Source organism: Sphingomonas sp. (assembly GCF_025353885.1).
Taxonomy (GTDB): domain Bacteria; phylum Pseudomonadota; class Alphaproteobacteria; order Sphingomonadales; family Sphingomonadaceae; genus Sphingomonas_O.
Map to the genome: position 1 here is coordinate 1 of NZ_JANXNX010000062.1, position 21,089 is coordinate 21,089.

A 21,089-nucleotide genomic window follows, 5' to 3' on the forward strand; every position below is an offset into this window, starting at 1 on the left:
GGTTATGGCTGCAATTGCCGTCGCGTCAAATTCAGGCGGCGAACCCGCCAATGTAAGGATCGTGACCACAAAGATCGTTATCGCTGCGTCACCGGCCAAGGTCTGGGATGCAGTTCGCGATGTTTATGCCGTTGATACGCGGCTCGTACCTGGCATGGTCACAAAGGTTGGACGCATCGGTGATGTCCGCACCGTGACCTTCGCCAACGGCTTTGTAGTCCACGAACGTATCGTCTCCGTTGATGATCGAGCGCGTCGCATCACCTACTCAGCATTTGGCGGCAACGCGACTTATCACCTCGCCACGATGAAAGTCGTCGCCGAACGACACCAGCGGAGTAAGGTGATCTGGCAGACGCGGTTCTTACCAGCTGAGCTCGAACCCTTTATCAAGCACAACATGCAAGCGGGGGCTCAAGTCATGAAGGCTCACCTCGAAATGCGATAATGGTGTCGGCGAAGTTGAACTGCGAGAGGGCTAGATGGCTGCTTTTCGTGTCGTTTGACGAATGTTGAGCGTCCAAATTTGGGGCGGGAGCGGAATTGCCGTTTTTTGGCCGGAATGGCCGCTCGCACAAACTTCTTCGTCAATAGCGGCCTGTCCGCATCTCACCCATTCAAGACATTGGCACTGCTCGATCTGATTTACAAAAGCAGTCGTAGGCTGCCAGAAAATGTGAGGTGAACGAAAGGCAGGTTTTGCAAAACGCGAAACGCTTCGCGAATGTCTGAAAAGTTGGCGGTTGCAGTCGCTCGAATGAACCTGCGTCGGAATGTCAGATTCCGCCCACTTGCGGACATTGGCCGAACCGTTAGTCTACGCTAATGGCGAACATGTTTGGGACGTATTCTGGGCGAGCATTCACGGGTCTTGTCGCCGCGTTTGCAATCGGGGTTGCTGTGGTCGCGACGTGTAACACCGTTTGGGCGGTTGTCGCCGGATTTCCCCTTTCTTCGCTGTGGGACGATGCGACGATCTTCCAAATCCTGATCGCCAGCGCACCCTTCATATTGTTGGCGTTACTCGGGGTTGGCGCACGGCGGCCGTGGATCGTTGCCTTATGTCTCACCGTAGTGTTTTGGGCCTTCTATGCCTACGTGATTACTCGCCCCTACGAGGGCGGGGGAGCTAATATCGGTTTGGGCATCTTGATGATGTTCTCGCCACTTCCGATAGCAGGAGCCAGCCTGCTTGCTCGTGACTCTGGCTAATCGCCCGAGCGCTGACGAGATGGAGAACGGCAGCTAACCACCAAATCCGGTCAGTAAGATGGTTGCGCCAAAACAGTAGAAACGTGCTTCGCAAGTTGGGGGGACAGTCGGCATACGCCATTCGCGGATAACAAAGTCTGCGCCGCTGAAAACGTGTTTGGCGACAAATGCCAGGACTGTGGCGTCCACCTTAGGCCGTTCCCGCTCTACGAGGTCTAGAATGAAGGCAGGTTTCTCGCGCCGACCGTTGTGCATGACCCCGAGCGTCGGATCATACCCGTCCGCAATGGCCTGCACCTGCACCTGCGCGAGCTTTGCCGCAGCCGCTGATCTATAGCCTGTTTACGCCCGGCGGACGCCAGCAGGTCGTATTCGGCGGGAGTTCTGTGCGCGCGCGGTAGCGGGAAAGCCGGGAAAGCCGGGCACGTTCAGCACCCTGCCCTTGCTGGTTTGCTCGCGAAACGGTCGCCCAGCCAGTCGAGCGTCTGCGTGGCCGAGCGTTTGGCGACAGAGACGTGGTCACCGCCCGCTATCGATACAAACTGCACGGTGGCGCGGCGGGCGCACAGTTGGTCGACCAGCGCGCGGGTGACGGCGGGGGCGACGATGACATCGGCGGATCCCTGGACGATCAGCAGCGGCATCGTCAGCCCCGCCGGAGTGACCGAGTTCTGCTGCATCAGCGCCGCCCAGCGCGGCGATTGGGAAAGGTCCACATTGCGGAGTTGATGCGCCAGCCGCAGCATCCCGACCTTGGTACGGAGCGCGAACCCGTCGAGGCTGACGCAATTCCTGGCGATGGCCGTGATCAGCCGCGCCGTCGGCGGCCTGACGACGCTGGTGAGCGGGACGCTGTAAACCTGCGACCAGCTTTGCGCGGCATAGGACGTCAGGAAGGCGCGGACGGCGGCGTTGCTTCCGCCGGTCAGATTGGCTTTCAGGTCGGTCGGCGGGGCCGCGGCGACAACGCCGACCAGGGTGAGTTCGGGCGCGTAGCGGGCGGCGAGTTTGCCCGACCACAACACCGAAAACCCGCCAAGCGATTCGCCCCACAAGGCAAAGCGCGCAGAGGCCTTCGCGCCGGGAAATGCGCGCGCTGCCCGGACCGAATCAAGCACGCTATGGGCGCTGGCGATACCGACCAGGAACGGGTGCGGACCGGGGTTGCCAAGGCCCTGGTAATCGGGCGCGGCGACGACATAACCCGCCGCCAGCAGCCCGCCCAGACCCGGGATCTGGGTAAACAGCGCGGGTTTGTCCGACAGGCCGCAGCCCTCCGCGATACCCGACGCGCCGTGCGCCCAGGCAACGACGGGACGACCACCGGCTGGGGCAGGTCCGGCGGGCACGATGATGGCACCGCTGACGACGATCGGGCGACCGTCCTTGTCGCGCGATCGGTAGCGGATACGATACGCGGCCGCGCCCGCCGGAGCGCCCGCGATTGAGGTGGAGGACACGATCTCACCCGCCGCCCAGGCCGGGACGCTCGTGAACATCAGTGTTAGCGCGGCAATGGCAGCGCGCATCATCCGGGTTGGCAATCGCATCCTGACGTCCTCCACAAGAATTGCAGCGAGCATAGCCGACTGGGGCCGACCCGCAAGGACACGCTGCTGCTTTCAAATCTTCGCGGTGCTGTCCCGGCTGATCAATTCATAGGGCAGCAGGCGGCGATAGCGTTGGTCGGTCGCGGCACCACGGTAACCGGGGTCGACCAGTATATCGATCGCCGCCGCCGCCATCTCCGATTTCGGCTGGCGAATCGTCGTCAGGGGTGGCCAGGCGGCGCGGGCGGTGGGCGCATCGTCAAACCCGGCGATCGACAGCATCTCCGGCACTGCCACATCCAGCTTCATGGCCGTGACAAGCACGCCGAGCGCCATGTCGTCGTTACTGGCGAACACCGCTGTCGGTCGAACATCGGCCGTGAGCAACGCGGTCGCGGGGCCAAGTGCCGAACGAAAGGAGAAGTCACCCTCCAGCACATAGGCCTGGTCGACCGCCAGCCCCCCCTCTGCCATGGTCGCGCAAAAGCCGTCATAGCGCTTGCGAGAGGCGCTGTGGTTCGGGTCGCCCTTGATGAAGGCGATCGTCCGGTGCCCAAGGGCAATCAGATGGCGCGTCATGTCGCTGGCCGCCGCGAAATCGTCCATTTCGACCAGTCCCGAGCGGTGGAAATCTGCACTGGGCGCAATCCGCACATAGGCGATGCCCGCCGCATCGAGCATGTCGAGCAAAGCGGCGTTGTCGCAGATCGGAGGGGTCAGGATGACGCCTTCGAGCCGGAGCGCGCGGATACTTTGCTCGACCTCCGCAATCCAGTGTGGCGAGGCGAGGTTAACCGGCTCGACGACGAGGTGATAACTCTGCGCACGACTGCGCATCAGGGCACCGAATTGCACGTCGTTGGCGTATCCCGAAGCCGGGTCATCGAGGAACAGGCCGAGCAGGTAGGATCGTGAACTCGACAGGCTGCGGGCAAAGGGGTTGGGGCGATAGTCGAGTTCCGCGACGACCCGCAGCACAATGTCCCGGATTTCGGGGCGGACGTGCTGTTCGCCGTTGATGACGCGGGACACGGTCTTCGGGGAAACGCCGGCGCGGATCGCGACGTCCTTGATGGTGATCGTCTTCATCGTGTGGCCCTGACGGCAAAGCGGGCGAACAGCGCAATGCCGAAATAACAGGCGGCGGGGAGCAGGAGCGACAGGCCGAGGCCGATCCGATCGGCAAGCAGTCCGGTGAGGTAGGGAATAATCGCGCCGCCCACTACCGCCATGCACAGGAACATCGAGGCAATGGGAGCGGCCTGGGCCTTTTCCGGAAGCGCAATTGCATAGACGGTCGGGTAGATGACGGCATTGCAAAGGCCAACCGCGAGCAGCGCGGCGGCGGCCAGGGGACCGTCGAACAGTGCGCCGACGCAGGTCAGTGCCGTCGCCCCGACCGACACCGACAGGAGCATGGTTGCGGAGGAGACCCGGCGGAGAAGAAAGGCTCCGGCAAAGCGACCGACCATTGCGCCGCCCCAGTAGAGGGCGACCATTCGCCCCGCGGCCACCGGTTCGGCGCCGATGGATTGCTTCAGCATCAGATAGTTGGTCAAGAGCGCGCCGATCGTAACTTCAGCACCGACATAAGCGAACATCGCCACAATACCGAATTGTAGCTTTCGATCGCCACTAAGGACATTGCGATAGGATGGCGCGGTCGTCCGGGTCCGGGACAGCATATTGCGGTTAAACGCGAACGCACCCGCGAGGATGAGCAACCCGACCGCCGAAAACATGAAGGGCAGGACAACCGATCCAGCCCCGCCAACCGCAAAACTGCCGTCCGAGCGCGGCAGCAGAAATTGCGCACACAACAGGGGACCGGCCACCGTTCCCAGCGAGTTGAACCCCTGTAGCAGCGTCAGTCGCGATGCCGCACTGGAGGCGGGGCCGACCACGGTGACGACCGCATTGGCCGCAATTTGGAGGAACGTGATGCCGACCGACAGCAACAGTAGCGCCAGCAGCACGAGGACGAACGACAGCAGCGCGTGCGCCTGCACGAACCCCAGGCAACCGAGCACCATGACGACCAGCCCGGTAGCAATCGAGCGCATGTATCCGGCCCGCACGATGAACGCCGCGATCGGGATGGCGAACAGCAAATAGCTGGAGTGGAAGGCGAGTTGGACCAGCAGCGACTGGGCATAGTCCAGGTTGAACAGCAGTTTCAGCCGGGGCACCAGCAGGCTGACCAGCGAGGTGAGGAAGCCGCCAAAGAAACATATGCCGATCGACAGCCGGAAGAGGCGCGTGGCCACGTTATCGTCCGATGCGATGCCGGCATTTTTCATCCGCGAGCCCTGTTCATTGACCGAACCATACAGTTGTAATCGGGAAACGAAAACACAATCGCATAAAAACCCGACATCGATGTCAGACTTTCGTTGACATCGATGTCGGTTTCTGGTGATGGGACGAGGTAGCTCAAAACGAGCGCAATACAGGAGGATGAAATGAAGGGGCAGTTTCTAGCCGCGAGCACTGCGCTCGCCACATCGTTTTTCGTAATTTCGGCCGCCGCCGCGCAGACGACGCCAACTCCGACTGCAAACAGCGGACAGGCAGCAACCGATAACGGCGCAATCGAAGACATCGTCGTGACCGCAACGCGGCGCGAAACAAGTCTGCAGAGCACGCCTATCGCGGTTTCCGCGTTCAGCCAGGCGACACTCGATCGCCAGCAGGTCAACAACGTCACCGACCTCGCGCGTTTCGTCCCATCGCTCCAGTTCACCCAGCAGGGCGACCAGTCGGCGGTTCTGCTGACATTGCGCGGTATCGGTAACGACACGGCCTATACCGAAGTCGCCGATCCCGAAGTCGCGATCTATATCGACGGTATCTATTCGCCCCGTTCGCAGGGTGCTTCGGTGCTTTTCTATGACCTGGAACGCGCAGAAGTGCTGCGCGGGCCTCAGGGAACGCTGTTCGGTCGCAATGCGACAGTCGGCGCGCTGAGCCTGATCACCGCCAAGCCCACGCTTGATAAATTCTATGGCAATGTCGAAGCAATCGCGGGCGATTACAACCGCTTTGGATCACGTGGTGCCGTCAATGTTCCTGTCAGCGACAGCCTGGCGCTGCGTTTCGCATTCGTGACCGAACAGCATGACGGTTACGCTGATTATCAGCAGGCCCCGAACGTCCCCAATGTCGATCGCGCGGCGTTCATCACGACCGGCAAGAAATATTACGCCGTCGACCAGAAATCGGCGCGTATCAGCGCGCTGTTCCAGCCTCCTGGAAGCAAGTTCAGCTGGTTGCTGAGCGGCGAAGGCTTCCTCGATCGCGGCGCGCCCGTCATCGCGCTGTTGCAGACACCACGCCCCGGCACGAAGCTATATTCGACGCTGAGCGACACGGCGCCCGACACGCACCGCTATTCATGGGCGATCCGCAGTAACATCGGATATGATCTGACCGACCACATGCAACTGGCCTATATCGCGGGCTATTCGCGCATTGGCGGCAGCACGCAGGCCGATGCGGATGCCGGTGCCTTGCCCCCCACGGGCGGTTTCGACCCGGTGTCGGGGCTGCAACTGTATCTTGGCGGATTCGGCGAGAACCGAACGGTCAATTCCAGATATAACTTCATGAGCCATGAGGTCCAGTTGAAGTCGAGCGGCGAAAACACCATCGACTACATTCTCGGTGGCTATTATTCGCACGAAAAAAACCAGATCCGTTTCGATGTCGATCAGCGTGACGGCTATCGGAATGGCGGAACCCGTGCCTTTGTCGGCAGCTTCATCCAGGCCGATCGCGAGATCGATTCACTGGCAGGCTTTGGCCAGGTCACCTGGAACGTTACCAAGGCGCTTCGCGTCACCGGTGGCCTCCGCTACACGCGCGACAAGAAAAAGGACGTCGGCGGCCGCAACGTAACCGCGTTCGGTTGCCCGGCTCCGGGCGCGCCATCGTGCACGGTAAACATCTTTGGTGCCTATCCGAATGCCAGTGCTGCCGAACTGGTGGCATTGCTGAACGCACAGGGCGGCAATTTCTCCATCTCGAACAACGACGTGAAGGGGAGCTGGGGCAAATTGACCTATCTCGCCCGCGTCGATGCCGATTTGGCACCGGGCGTGCTGGGCTATGCAAGCATCAGCAGCGGTTTCAAGTCCGGTAACATCCAGGATGGTGGCGAAACGACCAATCCCGAAACGATCACCAACTATGAAGCCGGTTTCAAGGCCAAGTTGTTCGACCGTCGCGTAACCTTCAACGCCGCAGCCTATTATTCCGATTTCAAGGGGTATCAGGTCAACCAGGTTCGCACGACCCGCGATGCGAACGGCAATACGATCGCCAGTCAGGTTGTGACAGAGAACGCCAAGGGGGCAACGGCCTATGGCCTGGAAGCCGAACTGGTCGCCAACGTCACCAATCATGACCGTATCCAGTTTTCAGGATCTCTGCAGAAGACCAAGCTGAAAGCGCTGGCAACGATCGATGGCCGTTTCGACAACAGCGGCGATGTGACCGCAATCCGTCAGTTGGCGGGCAACGAGCTGGCTCACGCTCCGCGCTTTTCGGCAACTGCGACTTACGAACATGACTTTGTAATGGCCAACGGTGGCAGCATTACGCCACGGGCGACGATCCACTATGAATCCAAGAGCTACCTGACCTTCTTCAACGGCGATCGCACCAACCGGGTCGTGAACGGCGTCCCGGTCTATTACGGAACCGACTTCGATACGCAGAAGGGCTACACCAAGACCGATCTGGCGATCCGGTACAACGCACCGGATAACCGGTTTGTGTTCGAGGTTTTCGGGCAGAACCTGGAGGACAAGGCGATCCGCACCAGTGCGGCAACGTTCGGGCCGACCCGTTATGCGCCGGTCTTCCTGTCCAACCTGCAGGCGCCACGAACATTCGGCGCGCGGATCAAGGCCAACTTCTGACCTGACAAGACGTGAAACCATCGACCAACCCCTTCCCCGGTCGATGCGTCCACTCTAGCGGTGGCGCGGCCCAACGGCCCGCCACCGTTTTTTTTATTCAAATTCGAACAGGATGATGATGAAAGCTGCAACGCGCCTCGCATTGAATGCCAGTTTGGTAGCCATTGTCGTCCTTCCTGGATTGCCCGTGGTGGTGGTCGCCAAAGAGGCAACGAAAGTTGCCGCCAGCGGCACAGCGAACCCACAAGCGCGCGCCGATGCTCTGGTGAAGGCAATGACGCGCGAGGAAAAACTGCGCCTCGTCCACAGTTATTTCCCGCCTTTGTCGAAGGTGTCCGGGGCGATGGGGATGATCCCCTCAGCGGCGCATATGGAAGGCGTGCCACGGCTCGGCATCCCCACCTTGCGCGAAAGCGATGCGAGCCTGGGGGTCGCCAACCAGATCGAACAGCGCAAGGGTGATGTCGCGACCGCGCTGCCTGCCGGCCTCGCCACCGCGGCGACGTTTAACCCAGAGCTTGCGTTTCGCGGCGGCGCGATGATCGGTTCGGAGGCACGGGCAAAGACCTTCAACGTGCTGTTGGCGGGCGGCCTGAACCTGACCCGCGATCCGTTCAACGGACGCAATTTCGAATATCTGGGTGAAGATCCCCTGCTGGCGGGCGTGATGGCGGGCGAATCCATTCGCGGGGTCGAGAGCAATCATATCGTTTCGACGATCAAGCATTTCGCGATCAACTCACAGGAAACAGGGCGTCATGTTTCCGATGCCCTGATCGGCGAAGCGGCGCTGCGTGAAAGCGATCTGCTGGCGTTTGAACTGGCGATCGAGCGCGGCAAGCCGGGTTCGGTCATGTGCGCCTATAACAAGGTCAACGGCGACTATGCGTGCGAGAACGACTTCCTGTTGAACCGGGTGCTGAAAGGCGACTGGGGCTACAAGGGCTGGGTCATGTCGGACTGGGGCGCGGTTCATTCGACCGTCAAGGCGGCGTTGTCCGGGCTGGATCAGCAGTCGGGGCAGGAATTGGACACGGCACCCTTTTTCCAGGAGCCCCTGGCAAAAGCGCTGGCGGCTGGCACCGTTCCCGAGGCGCGGCTGAACGATATGGCGCGACGTATATTGTATGGCGTGATCGCAAGTGGGCTGATCGATCATCCGGTTCCGGACACCGCCCAGCCGATCGATTATGCCGCACATGCCGAGGTCGCGCAGCGCACTGCCGAAGAGGGAATTGTCCTGTTGAAGAACAGCGGCGCCCTGTTGCCCGTGGCAAGGACCGCGCGCCGGATCGTCCTGATCGGCGCCCACGCCGATGTCGGGGTGTTGTCCGGCGGCGGGTCCTCACAGGTTCGTTCGGTCGGCGGCGCGCCGGTCGAGATACCGCTGACCAAGGGCGAGGCAGCCTCGTTCGCGCGGATAACATGGCACGCTTCCTCGCCACTCAAGGCGATCCGCGCGGCGCTGCCACAGGCCGATGTCACTTATGTCGATGGCGGGGACGTGGCGGCGGCGGCGGCGGCGGCAAAGGGTGCCGACCTGGCCATCGTCTTTGCCTGGCAGTGGCAGACCGAGGCCCAGGATGCGGAAACGCTGATGCTGCCTGACAACCAAGATGCGTTGATCGACGCGGTGGCGGGCGCGAATGCAAAGACGCTGGTCGTTCTGGAAACCGGCGGGCCGGTGACGATGCCATGGATCGACCGCGTGCCAGCGGTGTTGCAGGCATGGTATCCGGGGCAGCGCGGCGGCGAGGCGATCGCGCGGATACTGGTCGGTGACGTCAACCCGTCGGGACGACTGCCGATGACGTTCCCGGTCCGCGCTGAACAGGCCCCCCGCAGTGCGCCGGTCGGACTGGCTGCGCTAAAGGCTTCGGATGCGGGGCGTGAGGCTGGCGATGCGACATCGAAGCTCGCACCGTTCGCGATCGATTACCGGGAGGGCGCCGACGTCGGCTATCGCTGGTATGAGAAGACCGCGCAAAAACCGCTGTTTCCGTTCGGATACGGACAGTCCTACACCAGCTTCCGCTATGCGAACCTGACGGTGGCGGGCGGCGCGACGATCACGGTCAGCTTCGATGTGACGAATACGGGCACGCGGTCGGGCCAGGATGTGCCACAATTTTATGTGCAGCCGGTGGACAAGGGCAATGCGTTCCGCCTGGCGGGCTGGACGAAGCTGAAGCTGGCGCCGGGGCAGACGCAGCGGGTGACGATCGTGGCTGAGCCACGGACGTTCTCGCGTTACGATGTCAAGGCGCGACGCTGGCAGCGGGATGCGGGGAAATATGCGATCGCCGTCGGGCATTCGGCCGAAGACCGCGCGCTGGCAGGGACGATCGTGCTGGGCGCAGGTTCGGGATTTACCAAACCATAACGGTGCCGGGGATCAAAGTTCTGGGAGACTGACATGAAGCGCGTTTCACTGATCGTCATGGCCACGGCATTGCTGGCGGGGAACGCGGACGCAAAAGATGCGGCCGCGAGCATGACCCCGGAGGCGGCAGTGGCGCATCCCCAGTTGTGGCCGTCGCTGAAAAGACTGCCGCGCGATGCGGCGGTCGAAAAGCGAGTGGATGCCCTGATCGCGGCGATGTCGCTGGACGACAAGGTGGGGCAGATGATCCAGGTCGATATCGGCAGCATCAAGCCGGTCGACGTGGAAACCTACAAGATCGGGTCGATCCTGAACGGGGGCAATTCAGGCCCGTACGACGACGAGCTGGCGCCGCCGCCCAAATGGCTGAAACTGGCCGACGAATATTATGACGCGTCGATGAAACGGAGCGACAAGGGGCCGCGCATTCCGATTATCTGGGGCACCGACGCAGTGCACGGGAACAACAATATCGTCGGGGCTACGCTGTTCCCGCACAATATCGGACTGGGTGCAGCGCATGATCCGGCGCTGATCAGGCGGATCGGTGAGATCACATCGATCGAGACCGCGGCGGCCGGACAGGACTGGACCTTCGCGCCGACGCTGGCGGTGGTGCAGGACGACCGCTGGGGCCGGATTTATGAAAGCTATTCGGAAGAGCCGCAGATCCCGGCCGAATATGCCAGTGCCATGATCGAGGGGGTGCAGGGCAAGTTCGGCACCAAAGCCTTTCTGTCGCCGCAGCACCTGATCGCGACGACCAAGCATTTCCTGGGCGATGGCGGCACCGGCGGGCGCGACCAGGGCGACACGCAGGTCTCCGAACAGGTGCTCCGCGATGTCCATCTTGGCGGGTATCCGGCAGCGATCACGGCTGGCACGCAGTCGGTCATGATCAGCTTTTCAAGCTGGAACGGCGTCAAGATGAGTGGCAACAAAAGCTTGCTGACCGATGTCCTGAAGGACCGGATGAAGTTCGACGGCTTTGTAATCGGCGACTGGAACAGCCACGGCCAGGTGCCGGGATGCACCAACGAAAGCTGTGCTGCAGCAATCAACGCGGGCATGGACATGTTCATGTATTCGGGGCCGGGCTGGAAACAGCTTTACACCAACACGCTGGCCCAGGCGAAGTCGGGTGAGATACCGATGGCACGGGTCGACGATGCGGTGCGGCGTATCCTGCGCGTCAAGATCCGCGCCGGGACGTTCGATCGCGGACGGCCATCGTCGCGTGCCTATGCGGGCAAATTCGATGCATTCGGTGCGCCTGCGCATCGCGCCGTTGCGCGGTCCGCGGTCCGTGAATCGCTGGTGCTGCTCAAAAACGAAAATGTCCTGCCGCTGAAGCCCAGCGCCAGAATATTGGTGGCGGGCGCGGGAGCGGATGACGTCAGCCAGCAAGCGGGTGGATGGACAATCACCTGGCAAGGCACGGGCGTCACCAACAAGGATTTCCCGAATGCCCAGACAATCTGGTCGGGCATCGCAGAGACGGTGAAGCAGGGCGGCGGGACCGCAACGCTGTCCGTCGATGGTTCGTTCACCACCAAGCCCGACGCAGCGATCGTCGTGTTCGGAGAACAGCCCTATGCCGAATTTAAGGGCGACCGGCCAACGCTGGAATATAGCGCCGACGACAGGTCCGACCTGGTCCTGCTGAAAAAGCTGAAAGCCGCCGGTATCCCGGTGGTTGCGGTGTTCCTGTCGGGGCGACCGTTGTGGGTCAATGCCGAGCTGAATGCGTCCGACGCGTTCGTCGCTGCATTCCTGCCGGGGAGCGAGGGCGGTGGCGTCGCCGATGTCCTGTTTGCCAAGGTGGACGGCAAACCGCGCTATGACTTTCGTGGCAAGCTGAGTTTTTCGTGGCCGAAGCGTCCCGATCAATATGTGTTGAACCGGCGCGACCTGAACTACGATCCGCTATTCGCCTATGGATACGGGCTGACCTATGCGACGCCGCGCCACCTCGGCATGCTCGACGAAAAGCGACCCGCTGGCATGGCGGCGGGAATGATCGGCCAGTTGTTCAACAAGGGGCGGGTCCCCGAAGGCTGGTCGATGGCAATGGAGAGCGCCGGACAGGCCAGTACGCCGATTGCCGGGGCAGCCACAGCATTGCCGACCGGCAGCATGACTGCGCGCACGGTCGATCGTCGCGCGCAGGAAGACGCGTTGCGGCTGGCCTGGTCCGGCCCGGCCATCGGCACATTGAAGATTGCCGCGCCGCGACCCATCGATATCGACCGCGAAACCAACGGGGAACTGAGCCTGGTCATGGAGTATCGCGTCGATCAGGCGGCGGCAGCCATGGTCACGATCGGCGTGGCCAACGGGACCAAGATCGCAGCGGTGCCCATCGGGAAGACCTTGAGTGCGGCCAAGGCGGGCGAATGGAATGAGATCGCGGTGCCGCTGAAGTGCTTTGCAGCGCGCGGTGCCGACATGAAGACGCTTTCGTCGCCATTCGTCCTGTCGTCGGGCGCGGGCACGACACTGTCGGTGTCGAACGTCCGTCTCGACTATGTTTCGATCCCGATGAACAAGTGCGGTGACTAGCCGGTCAGCCTCGTTGGCCTAGACGGGCCGCCACCAGCGCCATCAGGTCGCCTTCGGGACGCGGGCCATAGTGTGAGATGACTTCGGCGGCACAGACCGCACCCATGACCAGACTGTCCTCGAGCGAGCGGCCCTGCGCCTGTCCGCTGAGGAAGCCCGCCGCAAACAGGTCACCCGCGCCGGTGGTATCGACAAGCTGCGCGATCGGTTCGGCGGCGACACGGGCATGTCCGCCCCCGCTATGCGCTTCGGCTCCCGCCGCGCCATGGGTGACAACGAGGGTCGCGACTTTTGCCGACAGGGCGGTGACTGCGCTGGCGACATCGGCGGTGCCCATCAGGGCGTGAACCTCTCCGTCATTGGCAAACAGGATGTCGATGTCGCCCGCATCGATCAGCGTGCGGAAATCCGCGCCGTGGCGGTCGATCACGAACGCGTCGGACAGGGTGAACGCGACCTTGCGGCCATTGGCCTTTGCCGTGTCGATGGCGGCGCGCATCGCGGCGCGCGGTTCCTCCGGGTCCCACAGATAGCCTTCGAGATACAGGATGGCAGAATTGGCGATCAGGTCGTGGTCGATCGCGGCGGCGGGCAGGAATTGCGACGCGCCCAGAAAGGTATTCATCGTCCGCTGCCCGTCGGCGGTGACGAGGATCAGGCAGCGCGCCGTTGGTGGTTCCACGCCCCGTTTTGCTGTGTCGAAGCGGACGCCGAGCGCGCGGATGTCGTGGGCAAAGACCTCGCCCAGCTGGTCGTCGGCAACCTGTCCGATAAAGGCGCATTGCTGGCCAAGCGCGGCCAGCCCCGCGATGGTGTTGCCCGCCGAACCGCCAGAGACTTCGCGGCCCGGACCCATGCGACCATAGAGTTCGGTAGCGCGCGCGGCGTCGATCAGTTGCATCGAACCGCGCGTCAGGTTTTCGGATGCAATGAATGCTTCGTCGGCACTTGCGATCACATCGACGATCGCATTGCCGATCGCCACAACATCGTATTTCGCCGTCATAAATACCCTATGGTTTGCGGGCGCGCGTTTCGCACGGTTCGCCCTGAGCCTGTTCTGGCCCCGCCTTTACTTGGATGGCGCAAAAGGGGAAGGGCGATGCTTCGACAGGCCAGCAGGACGGACCCCGCAATGCGACATTATGCTGTATTTCTCGTGCTGCCGGTAATGCTGTCAGGCTGCGTCTCGACCCCGACCGCGCGACCAAGCGTCACGCCGACACGCAGCGCACCGATGCGGGCGACGGGGCTGGAACGGGTGCTGGGTGCCAACGGCCGCGCCCTGGTCGCGTTGTTCGGCCCGTCGGACCAGGATGTGCGTGAGGAAACGTCGCAGCGCATCCAGTTTCGCAGCCCGATCTGCGTGCTGGACGCCTATCTGTATCCAGAGGCCAAGGGCCGCGATCCGGTGGTGACTTATATCGACGCGCGCCAGCCCGATGGCCGCGACATCGACCGCGCTAGCTGCGTGGCGGCGATGATCCGGCGCAAAGAGGCACGCTGAGCGCAGCCAGCGCCCAATCGGCGGCTTCGGCGACGGTCGCGGATTCGTCCGACAGCAGGCGGCGGAGCGGTTCGATCAGCGCCATCGACCCGCTGTTGCCTGCCGCGATGGCGGCGTTGCGGACCATGCGTTCGCGCCCGATGCGCTTGATCGGGCTGCCCGAAAAGACCGCGCGAAACCCGGCGTCGTCGAGCGCCAGCAGGTCCGACAATTCCGGCGCGGCGAGTTCGGGGCGACCGACAAACGCGCGGTTGGCTTGGGCGGCGTCGGCAAACTTGTTCCACGGACAGACCGCCAGGCAATCGTCGCAGCCATAGATGCGGTTGCCGATGGCGGCACGAAACTCGTGCGGGATCGGTCCCTTGTGCTCGATCGTCAGGTAGGAGATGCAGCGTCGGGCATCCAGCCGATAGGGTGCCGGAAACGCATCGGTCGGGCAGGCACGCTGGCAGGCGTCGCAACTGCCGCAGCTGTCGGCGTGGCTGTCGTCGGGATCGAGGTCGAGCGTCGTCATGATGCACCCAAGGAACAGCCAGCTGCCGTGTTCGCGGCTGACGAGGTTGGTGTGCTTGCCCTGCCAGCCGATTCCCGCCGACTGGCCCAACGGCTTTTCCATGACGGGTGCGGTATCGACGAAGACCTTCAGTTCGCCCCCCGCGGTCGCGACCAGCCACCGGGCCAAAGCCTTCAGGTTGCGCTTGACGACATCGTGATAGTCGGCCCCTTGTGCATACACCGAAATGCGACCGATCCCACCCTCCCCCGCCAGCCGCAGCGGGTCCTGCGCGGGGGCGTAGCTCATGCCCAGCGCGATCACGCTGAGCGCGTCGGGCCACAGCGATTGCGGGGCGGCGCGCTGGTCCGCGCGGTCCACCATCCATGCCATGCTGCCGTGCTGCCCGGCGTCGATCCATGATTGCAAGGCCGCGCGCCCATCGACCGCATCGGCGCGCGTCACCCCGCACGCGGCAAAACCCAGCCGCGCGGCTTCGGTCTTTAAGGCTTTGGTCAGTCCTGTCTTGCTAGGCGGCATGGCGTGTCGCTAACACGGTCGGCACACCCTTTCGCCAAGGAATTTCGGGTTGAGTATCGATTTGGCGGTTTCCGCCCACGGGCTGGTCAAGAACTTCGGTAATACCCGGGCCGTCGACGGCATCGATCTGGCAGTGCCGCCGGGAGCGATCTATGGCGTGCTCGGCCCCAATGGTGCGGGCAAGACGACAACGCTGCGGATGGTGCTGGGCATTATCGACCCCGACGAAGGCACGCGGTCGCTTCTGGGCTACGACCGCCCGATGCAGGCGGCGCCGCTGGTCGGCTATCTTCCCGAAGAGCGTGGCCTGTACCCCGCCATGCAGGCGCGTGAGGCGATTGCCTTCATGGGCGCGCTGCGCGGACTGCCATTGGCCGAGGGACGGCGGCGGGCCGATGCGCTGCTGGAAGAATATGACCTGGGCCACGCCGGCAAAAAGATGATCCGCACCCTGTCGAAGGGGATGGCGCAGACCGTGCAATTGCTGGGCACGCTGATCCACAAGCCGCGCCTGATCGTATTGGACGAACCGTTTTCGGGACTGGATGCGCTGAACCAGGGGCGTCTGGAGGGGATGATCCGGACGCAGGCCGCAGAGGGCGCGACGGTGTTGTTCTCGACCCATGTCATCGCTCATGCCGAGCGCCTGTGCGAGCGGATCGCGATCATCGCCGCCGGCAAGGTCCGGTTCGAGGGTCGCGTGGACGAGGCGCGCGAACGGCTGCGCCCACAGGTGCGGCTGCGGACGCGCACGACCGAGGGAAATTGGCGGAGCGCCATCCCGGCGGATGCCGTCCGCAACGGCGCCGACTGGAAATTCGAATTGCCCGGCGACGGGATCGAACCGCTGTTGAATGCGCTGATCCAGGGCCAGGCGGGCATTGAAAGCTTGTCGATCGAGCGTCCCGGCCTGCACGATGCGTTCGTGGCGATCGCGGGCGCGCAGGCGGCAGCCGATATGGCGGCCCCCACGACAGCGGAGAAGGTGGCATGAACCGGACGCTATCCTCGATCTGGGTGATCGCCCGCCGCGATTTCACCGCGACGGTATTTTCACGGACGTTCCTGCTGTTCCTGTTGGGGCCGTTGATGGCGCTGGGCTTCGGCGGACTGTTCGGCGTCGTCGGGGGCCGTGCCGACGATGCGGCTTTGCGCTCCTCGGTGGCGGTCATCGGCAGCGCCAGCGATACTGCGCCGATCCGCAAAGCCTATGCGGGCATGAACACGCGATTGGGTGGCGCCCTGCCCGACCTGCGTTTCGTCGAACCGAAGGGCGATGTGGCGATCCAAGCGCGTGGTCTGTTGTCGGCGCAAAAGAACGGCGCGACCATCGTGCTGACCGGCTGGCCAGCCGCGCCGCGCCTGGTCGGCCCGGCGCGGCAGATCGACGATTTGCAAAATAACGTGCGCCTGATCCTCGACGAGATCCGCACCGCAGATGCCCTGAAACAGGCGCGCATCGTCCGGCCGGAGGTCAAGCTGCAACGCACCGTCATCGATCCGGCGGGCGGTGGCACGTCGGCAGCACGGCACATCGTCGCGCGCGGTGCACAGTCGCTGCTGTTCATGCTGACGCTGCTACTGGCGGGCATGCTGCTGTCGAACATGGTTGAGGAAAAATCGAGCAAGGTGATCGAGGTGTTGGCCGCCGCCGTGCCGATCGACGCGATCTTCTATGGCAAGCTGATCGCGATGCTGGGCGTCTCGCTGACCGGGATCATCGTGTGGGGATCGGTCATCGGTATCGCCGTCGTCAGCTTCATTCCGGCGGGGATGCCGCTGCCGCTGCCCGCAATGGGCTGGCCGTTGTTCATTACGCTGGGCGCGGTCTATTACATCATGAACTACATGCTGCTGGGCGGGGCCTTCATCGGCATCGGCGCACAGGCCAACAGCGCGCGTGAGGTCCAGACGCTGTCGATGCCGATCACCATGTCGCAACTTGCGGTGTTCGCGCTGGCTTCGGCAACGGTCAACGATACCGGTGGGCCACTGGCGACCTTTGCCGCGATTTTCCCGCTGTCGTCGCCGCTGGCGATGCTGGGCCGGGCGGCGCAGGACGCGACCCTCTGGCCGCACCTGCTGGCGCTGATATGGCAGGCGGCATGGGTCGCGATCATCGTGCGCTTTGCCGCCAGGCGGTTCCGGACCGGAGTGCTGAAGTCGGGGGCCCCGAGACGCAAATGGTTCGGGCGGACGCGCGCGGCAAAGGCTGGCTGATCGCGCTGCAACCATTTAGGGGGCAAGCGCGTATCTCGATGCGAATGGAGAGTTCCGATGACATTTAGCCGCCGTGCGTTTTTGAGCAGTTCGGGGGTCGCGCTTGCGGGCGTGACACTGGCAACGGGAGCGTGTGCGAAGGCCGCGCCAAAGGCCAGATATGAAATCACCCTGACCGATGCCGAGTGGAAAAAGCGCCTGACTCCTGCGCAATATGCGACGTTGCGGCAGGACGCGACCGACGTGCCGTTCAAGAGCCCGTTCCTGAACGAACATCGCGCAGGCATCTTCTCGTGCGCAGGATGCAACCTGCCGGGATTTTCGTCGCGGACCAAGTTCGACAGCGGCACCGGCTGGCCCAGTTTCTATGATTTCCTGCCCAATGCCGTGCGGACCGAGACCGACACCACGCTGGGGTTTTCACGCGTCGAAGTGCATTGCCGGCGGTGTGGCGGGCATCTTGGCCACGTCTTCGAAGACGGCCCCGCGCCGACCGGCAAGCGTTATTGCCTGAACGGAACCGCGCTGAAGTTTACGGCGGGGAAGACGTAACCCGTCACCCCGGCGCAGGCCGGGGTGACGGGTGGGGGTCTTGTTGAAATCAGGCGTCGATACCCGGCCCCAGTGACGCGTTGACCACTCCGCCGTCGACAGTGATCGTATGGCCCACCACGTAATTCCCCGCCGCGCTGGCCAGATAGATTGCGGCGGCGGCCATGTCCTCAGGAACGCCGATGCGACGCGACGGAATGCGTTTTGCGACGCCCTCGCCATGGTCGCGCGCCGCCTTGTTCATGTCCGACGGAAACGCACCCGGCGCGATCGAGGTGACGTTGATATGGTCGGTGATCAGCCGCGCGGCCATGCGTCTGGTCAGATAAATCAACGCCGATTTCGAAGCGTGATAGCTATAGGTGTCCCAGGGATTGAGCCGCTGGCCGTCGATCGAGGTGATGTTGATGACCTTGGCCGGCTGTTCGGCGCGGGCCGAAGCCTTCAGTAACGCATGCAGCGCCTGGGTCAGGAAGAACGGCGATTTCAGGTTCAGGTCCATGACCTTGTCCCACCCGCTTTCGGGGAAATCCTCGAACGGTGCGGCCCATGCGGCTCCGGCATTGTTGACCAATATGTCGAGGGCGGGTTCGTGGGTCGCAAAGTCGGCGGCGAGTGCCCGGCACCCCGCGACGGTCGAAACGTCATGCGGCAGGGCGATGCAGTTCGGGCCCAGTTCGGCGGCGGTCGCGGCACAGGCATCGGCCTTGCGCGACGAGATATAGACTTTTGCTCCCTGCGCGATGAAGCCCGCTGCGATCCATTTGCCGATATTGCGCGACCCGCCGGTGACGAGCGCGACGCGCCCATCGAGGCGAAATAACTTGCTGGTGTCCATATGTCGGTCCCTGGTTAGCCGCCGCGCTTGATGGTTTCGCGGGCGATGACGAGTTGCTGAATCTGGCTGGTGCCCTCGTAGATGCGGAACAGCCGGACGTCGCGGTAGAAGCGTTCGATGCCGTAATCGGCGATATACCCGGCGCCGCCGAATATCTGGACGGCCTTGTCGGCCACGCGCCCGACCATTTCGGATGCGAAGTATTTGACGGCGGCGGCCTCCATCGTGACGCTGTCACCCGCGTCCTTTTTGTTGGCGGTGTCGATGACGAAGGCGCGCGCGGCGAGGCTTTCGGTCTTCATGTCGGCAATCATCGCCTGGACCAACTGGTGGTCCGAGATCGGCTTGCCGAATTGTTTGCGGGTGGTGGCGTAGGCGACCGAATCGGCAATCAACCGCTCGGACGCGCCCACGCAGACGGCTGCGATGTGGAGCCGCCCGCGATCGAGCACACGCATGGCAACCTTGAACCCCTCGCCCTCTGCGCCGAGCATGTTCCCGGCCGGGACCGGCACCTCGTCGAAATTAACGTCGCAGACGTGCGCGCCGTGCTGGCCCATCTTTTTCTCTGGGACACCGATCGACAGGCCGGGGGAGTTGGCCTCGACCAGAAACGCCGAGACGCCGTGTGCGCCCTCTCCCCCCGTCCGGGCCATGACGGTAAACAGCGATGCCTTGTCGGCGTTGGTGATATAACGCTTGGTGCCCGTCAGCCGCCACTGGTTGCCGTCGCGGACCGCGCGCGTCTTCACGCTGGCGCTGTCGGAGCCGACATCGGGTTCGGTCAGCGCGAAGCTGGTTATGATACTCCCGTCGGCAATCTGTGGCAGCCAGCGCGCCTTTTGCTCGGGCGTCCCGGCCATCACCAGGCCTTGCGAGCCGATGCCGACATTGGTGCCGAATGCCGAACGCATCGCCGGTGAGGTGTGGCCGAGTTCGATGGCGACGCGACATTCCTCGGCCATCGACAGCCCCAGCCCGCCATATTCAGGCGCGATCGACAAGCCGAACAGGCCAAGTTCTTTCATCTCGGCAACCAGCCGATCGGGAATGGCGTCACTGTCGGCGACCTCTGCTTCAGCGGGACGCAGGCGTTCGTTCACAAAACGCCGGACGCCGTCCATCAGCGCTTCGAAAAGTTCGGGGTCAAGGCTCACTTTAACAATCCATTCCGGTCAATAGCCGTTCAGCCGCGCCACGCGGTCGGCATGGTAACGCGCGTCACCGAAGAATTCCTCAAGCGCGCGGTCGCGTTTCATATACAGGCCGATGTCATATTCGTCGGTCATGCCGATGCCGCCGTGCATCTGGACGCCCTCCTGCACCGCCAGCGCACAGGCGCGCCCGGTCTTGGCCTTGGCGACCGCGACGGCGAGTTCGGCGCGCGGGTCGTCAGCGTCGAGCAGTTGCGCCGCCTTCAGGACAGTGGCGCGGGCGACTTCCATTTCGCCATACAAATGCGCGGCGCGGTGCTGGAGCGCCTGAAACTCACCGATCAGGCGACCGAACTGCTTGCGGGTCTTCAGATAGTCGACCGTGGCATCCAGAGCGGCACCCCCCACGCCCAGCATTTCGGCAGCAGCGCCGACGCGCCCGGCATCGAGCAAACTGGCGAGCGGCCCCCAGCCGCCATCGACCTCCCCGATCACGGCGTCGGCATCGACCTCCACCCCGTCGAGCGTGACGTGCGAGGCCAGCGAGGAGTCGACGAGCAGGACCGGGTCGGCGGACAGGTTGGCGGCGTTCTTCGGGACCGCGAACAATGTGATACCGTCGGTTTCACCGACCGCCCCTGCCGTGCGCGCAGCAACGATCAGCATGTCGGCGACATGGCCGTGCAGGACGAACTGCTTGGTGCCCGACAGTTTGAAGCCATTGCCCGACCGTTCCGCCTTCAGCGCGATCCGGTCGGGCCGGTGCTTCGCGCTCTCTTCGATGGCGAGCGCGACGATGGCATCGCCGCGGGCGATCCGCGGCAACCATTCGGCACCGAGCGTCGCCGACGTCTTCAGCGCCGTAACCGCTGCAACCGCTGTCGTCAGAAATGGCGAGGGCGTCAGGTTGCGACCGATCTCCTCCAGAACGATGCCCGCCTCGACATGGCCCAGACCGAGGCCACCTTGCGCTTCGGGCACCAGGATGCCGGTGAAGCCCATTTCAGCAAATTGTTTCCAGACGTCGCGGCTGAACCCGGTCGGGTCGCGGCTGTCCCGCAATTGGCGCAGGTGCCTGACAGGGGCAGTATCGGCAATAAAGGGGCGCGCGGTATCGCGCAGCATGGCCTGGTCGTCGGTGTGGTAAAGCGGCATT

General features: G+C 63.3%; 17 protein-coding genes. 8 read left to right on the plus strand and 9 right to left on the minus strand.

Annotated features, from left to right (window positions below):
• Positions 1–448 (plus strand): SRPBCC family protein (locus Q0R02_RS06600; protein ID WP_293881838.1); only part of this gene is annotated, 448 nt, incomplete at its 5' end.
• Positions 449–1,245: 797 nt separating this feature from the next.
• On the opposite strand, the gene Q0R02_RS13795 is transcribed toward Q0R02_RS06600, so the two are convergent.
• From Q0R02_RS13795 to Q0R02_RS06615, 4 genes are all read right to left on the minus strand, one after another.
• Entirely contained in the window at positions 1,246–1,515 is a 270-nt protein-coding gene (locus Q0R02_RS13795) for a CRISPR-associated endonuclease Cas1 (protein WP_367271436.1), read from the minus strand.
• A gap of 125 nt (positions 1,516–1,640) precedes the next feature.
• Positions 1,641–2,762 carry an alpha/beta fold hydrolase gene (locus tag Q0R02_RS06605; protein ID WP_293881839.1) on the minus strand — a complete coding sequence of 374 codons (1,122 nt, stop codon included), beginning with the start codon at positions 2,760–2,762 and terminating at the stop codon, positions 1,641–1,643.
• A 72-nt stretch (positions 2,763–2,834) separates the two neighbouring features.
• Positions 2,835–3,851: a LacI family DNA-binding transcriptional regulator gene (locus Q0R02_RS06610; RefSeq protein WP_293881841.1), complete on the minus strand. Its 1,017-nt coding sequence runs from the start codon at positions 3,849–3,851 to the stop codon at positions 2,835–2,837.
• Positions 3,848–5,029, minus strand: a complete 1,182-nt coding sequence (locus Q0R02_RS06615; protein WP_293881843.1) for an MFS transporter — start codon at positions 5,027–5,029, stop codon at positions 3,848–3,850. The genes Q0R02_RS06610 and Q0R02_RS06615 overlap by 4 nt, the downstream gene beginning before the upstream one ends.
• A gap of 195 nt (positions 5,030–5,224) precedes the next feature.
• Here Q0R02_RS06615 and Q0R02_RS06620 point away from each other — a divergent pair, with 195 nt between their 5' ends.
• The 3 genes from Q0R02_RS06620 to Q0R02_RS06630 all read left to right on the plus strand — a co-directional run bounded on the left by Q0R02_RS06620 (position 5,225) and on the right by Q0R02_RS06630 (position 12,629).
• Positions 5,225–7,684, plus strand: a complete 2,460-nt coding sequence (locus Q0R02_RS06620) for a TonB-dependent receptor (protein ID WP_293881845.1) — start codon at positions 5,225–5,227, stop codon at positions 7,682–7,684.
• Positions 7,685–7,802: 118 nt separating this feature from the next.
• Positions 7,803–10,067 (plus strand): glycoside hydrolase family 3 protein, encoded by a 2,265-nt coding sequence (locus Q0R02_RS06625; RefSeq protein WP_293881847.1) that lies wholly within the window; start codon positions 7,803–7,805, stop codon positions 10,065–10,067.
• A gap of 57 nt (positions 10,068–10,124) precedes the next feature.
• Positions 10,125–12,629 carry an exo 1,3/1,4-beta-D-glucan glucohydrolase gene (locus Q0R02_RS06630; RefSeq protein ID WP_293881915.1) on the plus strand — a complete coding sequence of 835 codons (2,505 nt, stop codon included), beginning with the start codon at positions 10,125–10,127 and terminating at the stop codon, positions 12,627–12,629.
• A 4-nt stretch (positions 12,630–12,633) separates the two neighbouring features.
• Here the strand turns inward: Q0R02_RS06630 and Q0R02_RS06635 are convergent, their stop codons facing one another.
• Positions 12,634–13,635 carry an adenosine kinase gene (locus Q0R02_RS06635; RefSeq protein WP_293881848.1) on the minus strand — a complete coding sequence of 334 codons (1,002 nt, stop codon included), beginning with the start codon at positions 13,633–13,635 and terminating at the stop codon, positions 12,634–12,636.
• Positions 13,636–13,764: 129 nt separating this feature from the next.
• Here Q0R02_RS06635 and Q0R02_RS06640 point away from each other — a divergent pair, with 129 nt between their 5' ends.
• The gene (locus Q0R02_RS06640) at positions 13,765–14,136 is read left to right on the plus strand and encodes a hypothetical protein (RefSeq protein ID WP_293881849.1); all 372 of its coding nucleotides are present in this window, start codon (positions 13,765–13,767) and stop codon (positions 14,134–14,136) included.
• On the opposite strand, the gene queG is transcribed toward Q0R02_RS06640, so the two are convergent.
• Positions 14,093–15,169, minus strand: coding sequence for a tRNA epoxyqueuosine(34) reductase QueG (gene queG / locus Q0R02_RS06645; protein WP_293881850.1), 1,077 nt, complete (start codon positions 15,167–15,169; stop codon positions 14,093–14,095). The genes Q0R02_RS06640 and queG overlap by 44 nt on opposite strands.
• Before the next feature lie 49 nt (positions 15,170–15,218).
• On the opposite strand from queG, the gene Q0R02_RS06650 reads away from it, so the two are divergent.
• Genes Q0R02_RS06650 through msrB form a run of 3 tightly spaced genes read left to right on the plus strand, consistent with a single transcriptional unit; the run spans position 15,219 to position 17,941 of the window.
• Positions 15,219–16,163 (plus strand): ABC transporter ATP-binding protein, encoded by a 945-nt coding sequence (locus Q0R02_RS06650; RefSeq protein ID WP_293881851.1) that lies wholly within the window; start codon positions 15,219–15,221, stop codon positions 16,161–16,163.
• A complete protein-coding gene (locus tag Q0R02_RS06655) occupies positions 16,160–17,389 on the plus strand; it encodes an ABC transporter permease (RefSeq protein ID WP_293881852.1) in 1,230 nt (409 codons plus the stop codon). The genes Q0R02_RS06650 and Q0R02_RS06655 overlap by 4 nt, the downstream gene beginning before the upstream one ends.
• A gap of 57 nt (positions 17,390–17,446) precedes the next feature.
• Complete coding sequence (gene msrB / locus Q0R02_RS06660; RefSeq protein WP_293881854.1) at positions 17,447–17,941, plus strand: peptide-methionine (R)-S-oxide reductase MsrB; 495 nt, start codon at positions 17,447–17,449, stop codon at positions 17,939–17,941.
• A 49-nt stretch (positions 17,942–17,990) separates the two neighbouring features.
• Here the strand turns inward: msrB and Q0R02_RS06665 are convergent, their stop codons facing one another.
• Genes Q0R02_RS06665 through Q0R02_RS06675 form a run of 3 tightly spaced genes read right to left on the minus strand, consistent with a single transcriptional unit; the run spans position 17,991 to position 21,088 of the window.
• Positions 17,991–18,779 carry an SDR family oxidoreductase gene (locus tag Q0R02_RS06665; protein ID WP_293881856.1) on the minus strand — a complete coding sequence of 263 codons (789 nt, stop codon included), beginning with the start codon at positions 18,777–18,779 and terminating at the stop codon, positions 17,991–17,993.
• A 14-nt stretch (positions 18,780–18,793) separates the two neighbouring features.
• Entirely contained in the window at positions 18,794–19,936 is a 1,143-nt protein-coding gene (locus tag Q0R02_RS06670; RefSeq protein WP_293881858.1) for an acyl-CoA dehydrogenase family protein, read from the minus strand.
• Positions 19,937–19,954: 18 nt separating this feature from the next.
• Positions 19,955–21,088: an acyl-CoA dehydrogenase family protein gene (locus tag Q0R02_RS06675; RefSeq protein WP_293881860.1), complete on the minus strand. Its 1,134-nt coding sequence runs from the start codon at positions 21,086–21,088 to the stop codon at positions 19,955–19,957.
• Between the last annotated feature and the right edge of the window lies 1 nt (position 21,089).

Excerpts from the sequence above, each read along its gene's own strand:
- queG (WP_293881850.1), bottom strand. The coding sequence starts at position 15,169 with ATGCCGCCTAGCAAGACAGGACTGACCAAAGCCTTAAAGACCGAAGCC.
- Q0R02_RS06655 (WP_293881852.1), top strand. The coding sequence starts at position 16,160 with ATGAACCGGACGCTATCCTCGATCTGGGTGATCGCCCGCCGCGATTTC.
- Q0R02_RS06635 (WP_293881848.1), bottom strand. The coding sequence starts at position 13,635 with ATGACGGCGAAATACGATGTTGTGGCGATCGGCAATGCGATCGTCGAT.
- Q0R02_RS06630 (WP_293881915.1), top strand. The coding sequence starts at position 10,125 with ATGGCCACGGCATTGCTGGCGGGGAACGCGGACGCAAAAGATGCGGCC.
- Q0R02_RS06625 (WP_293881847.1), top strand. The coding sequence starts at position 7,803 with ATGAAAGCTGCAACGCGCCTCGCATTGAATGCCAGTTTGGTAGCCATT.
- Q0R02_RS06605 (WP_293881839.1), bottom strand. The coding sequence starts at position 2,762 with ATGCGATTGCCAACCCGGATGATGCGCGCTGCCATTGCCGCGCTAACA.
- Q0R02_RS06620 (WP_293881845.1), top strand. The coding sequence starts at position 5,225 with ATGAAGGGGCAGTTTCTAGCCGCGAGCACTGCGCTCGCCACATCGTTT.
- Q0R02_RS06610 (WP_293881841.1), bottom strand. The coding sequence starts at position 3,851 with ATGAAGACGATCACCATCAAGGACGTCGCGATCCGCGCCGGCGTTTCC.
- Q0R02_RS06640 (WP_293881849.1), top strand. The coding sequence starts at position 13,765 with ATGCGACATTATGCTGTATTTCTCGTGCTGCCGGTAATGCTGTCAGGC.
- msrB (WP_293881854.1), top strand. The coding sequence starts at position 17,447 with ATGACATTTAGCCGCCGTGCGTTTTTGAGCAGTTCGGGGGTCGCGCTT.
- Q0R02_RS06675 (WP_293881860.1), bottom strand. The coding sequence starts at position 21,088 with ATGCCGCTTTACCACACCGACGACCAGGCCATGCTGCGCGATACCGCG.
- Q0R02_RS06665 (WP_293881856.1), bottom strand. The coding sequence starts at position 18,779 with ATGGACACCAGCAAGTTATTTCGCCTCGATGGGCGCGTCGCGCTCGTC.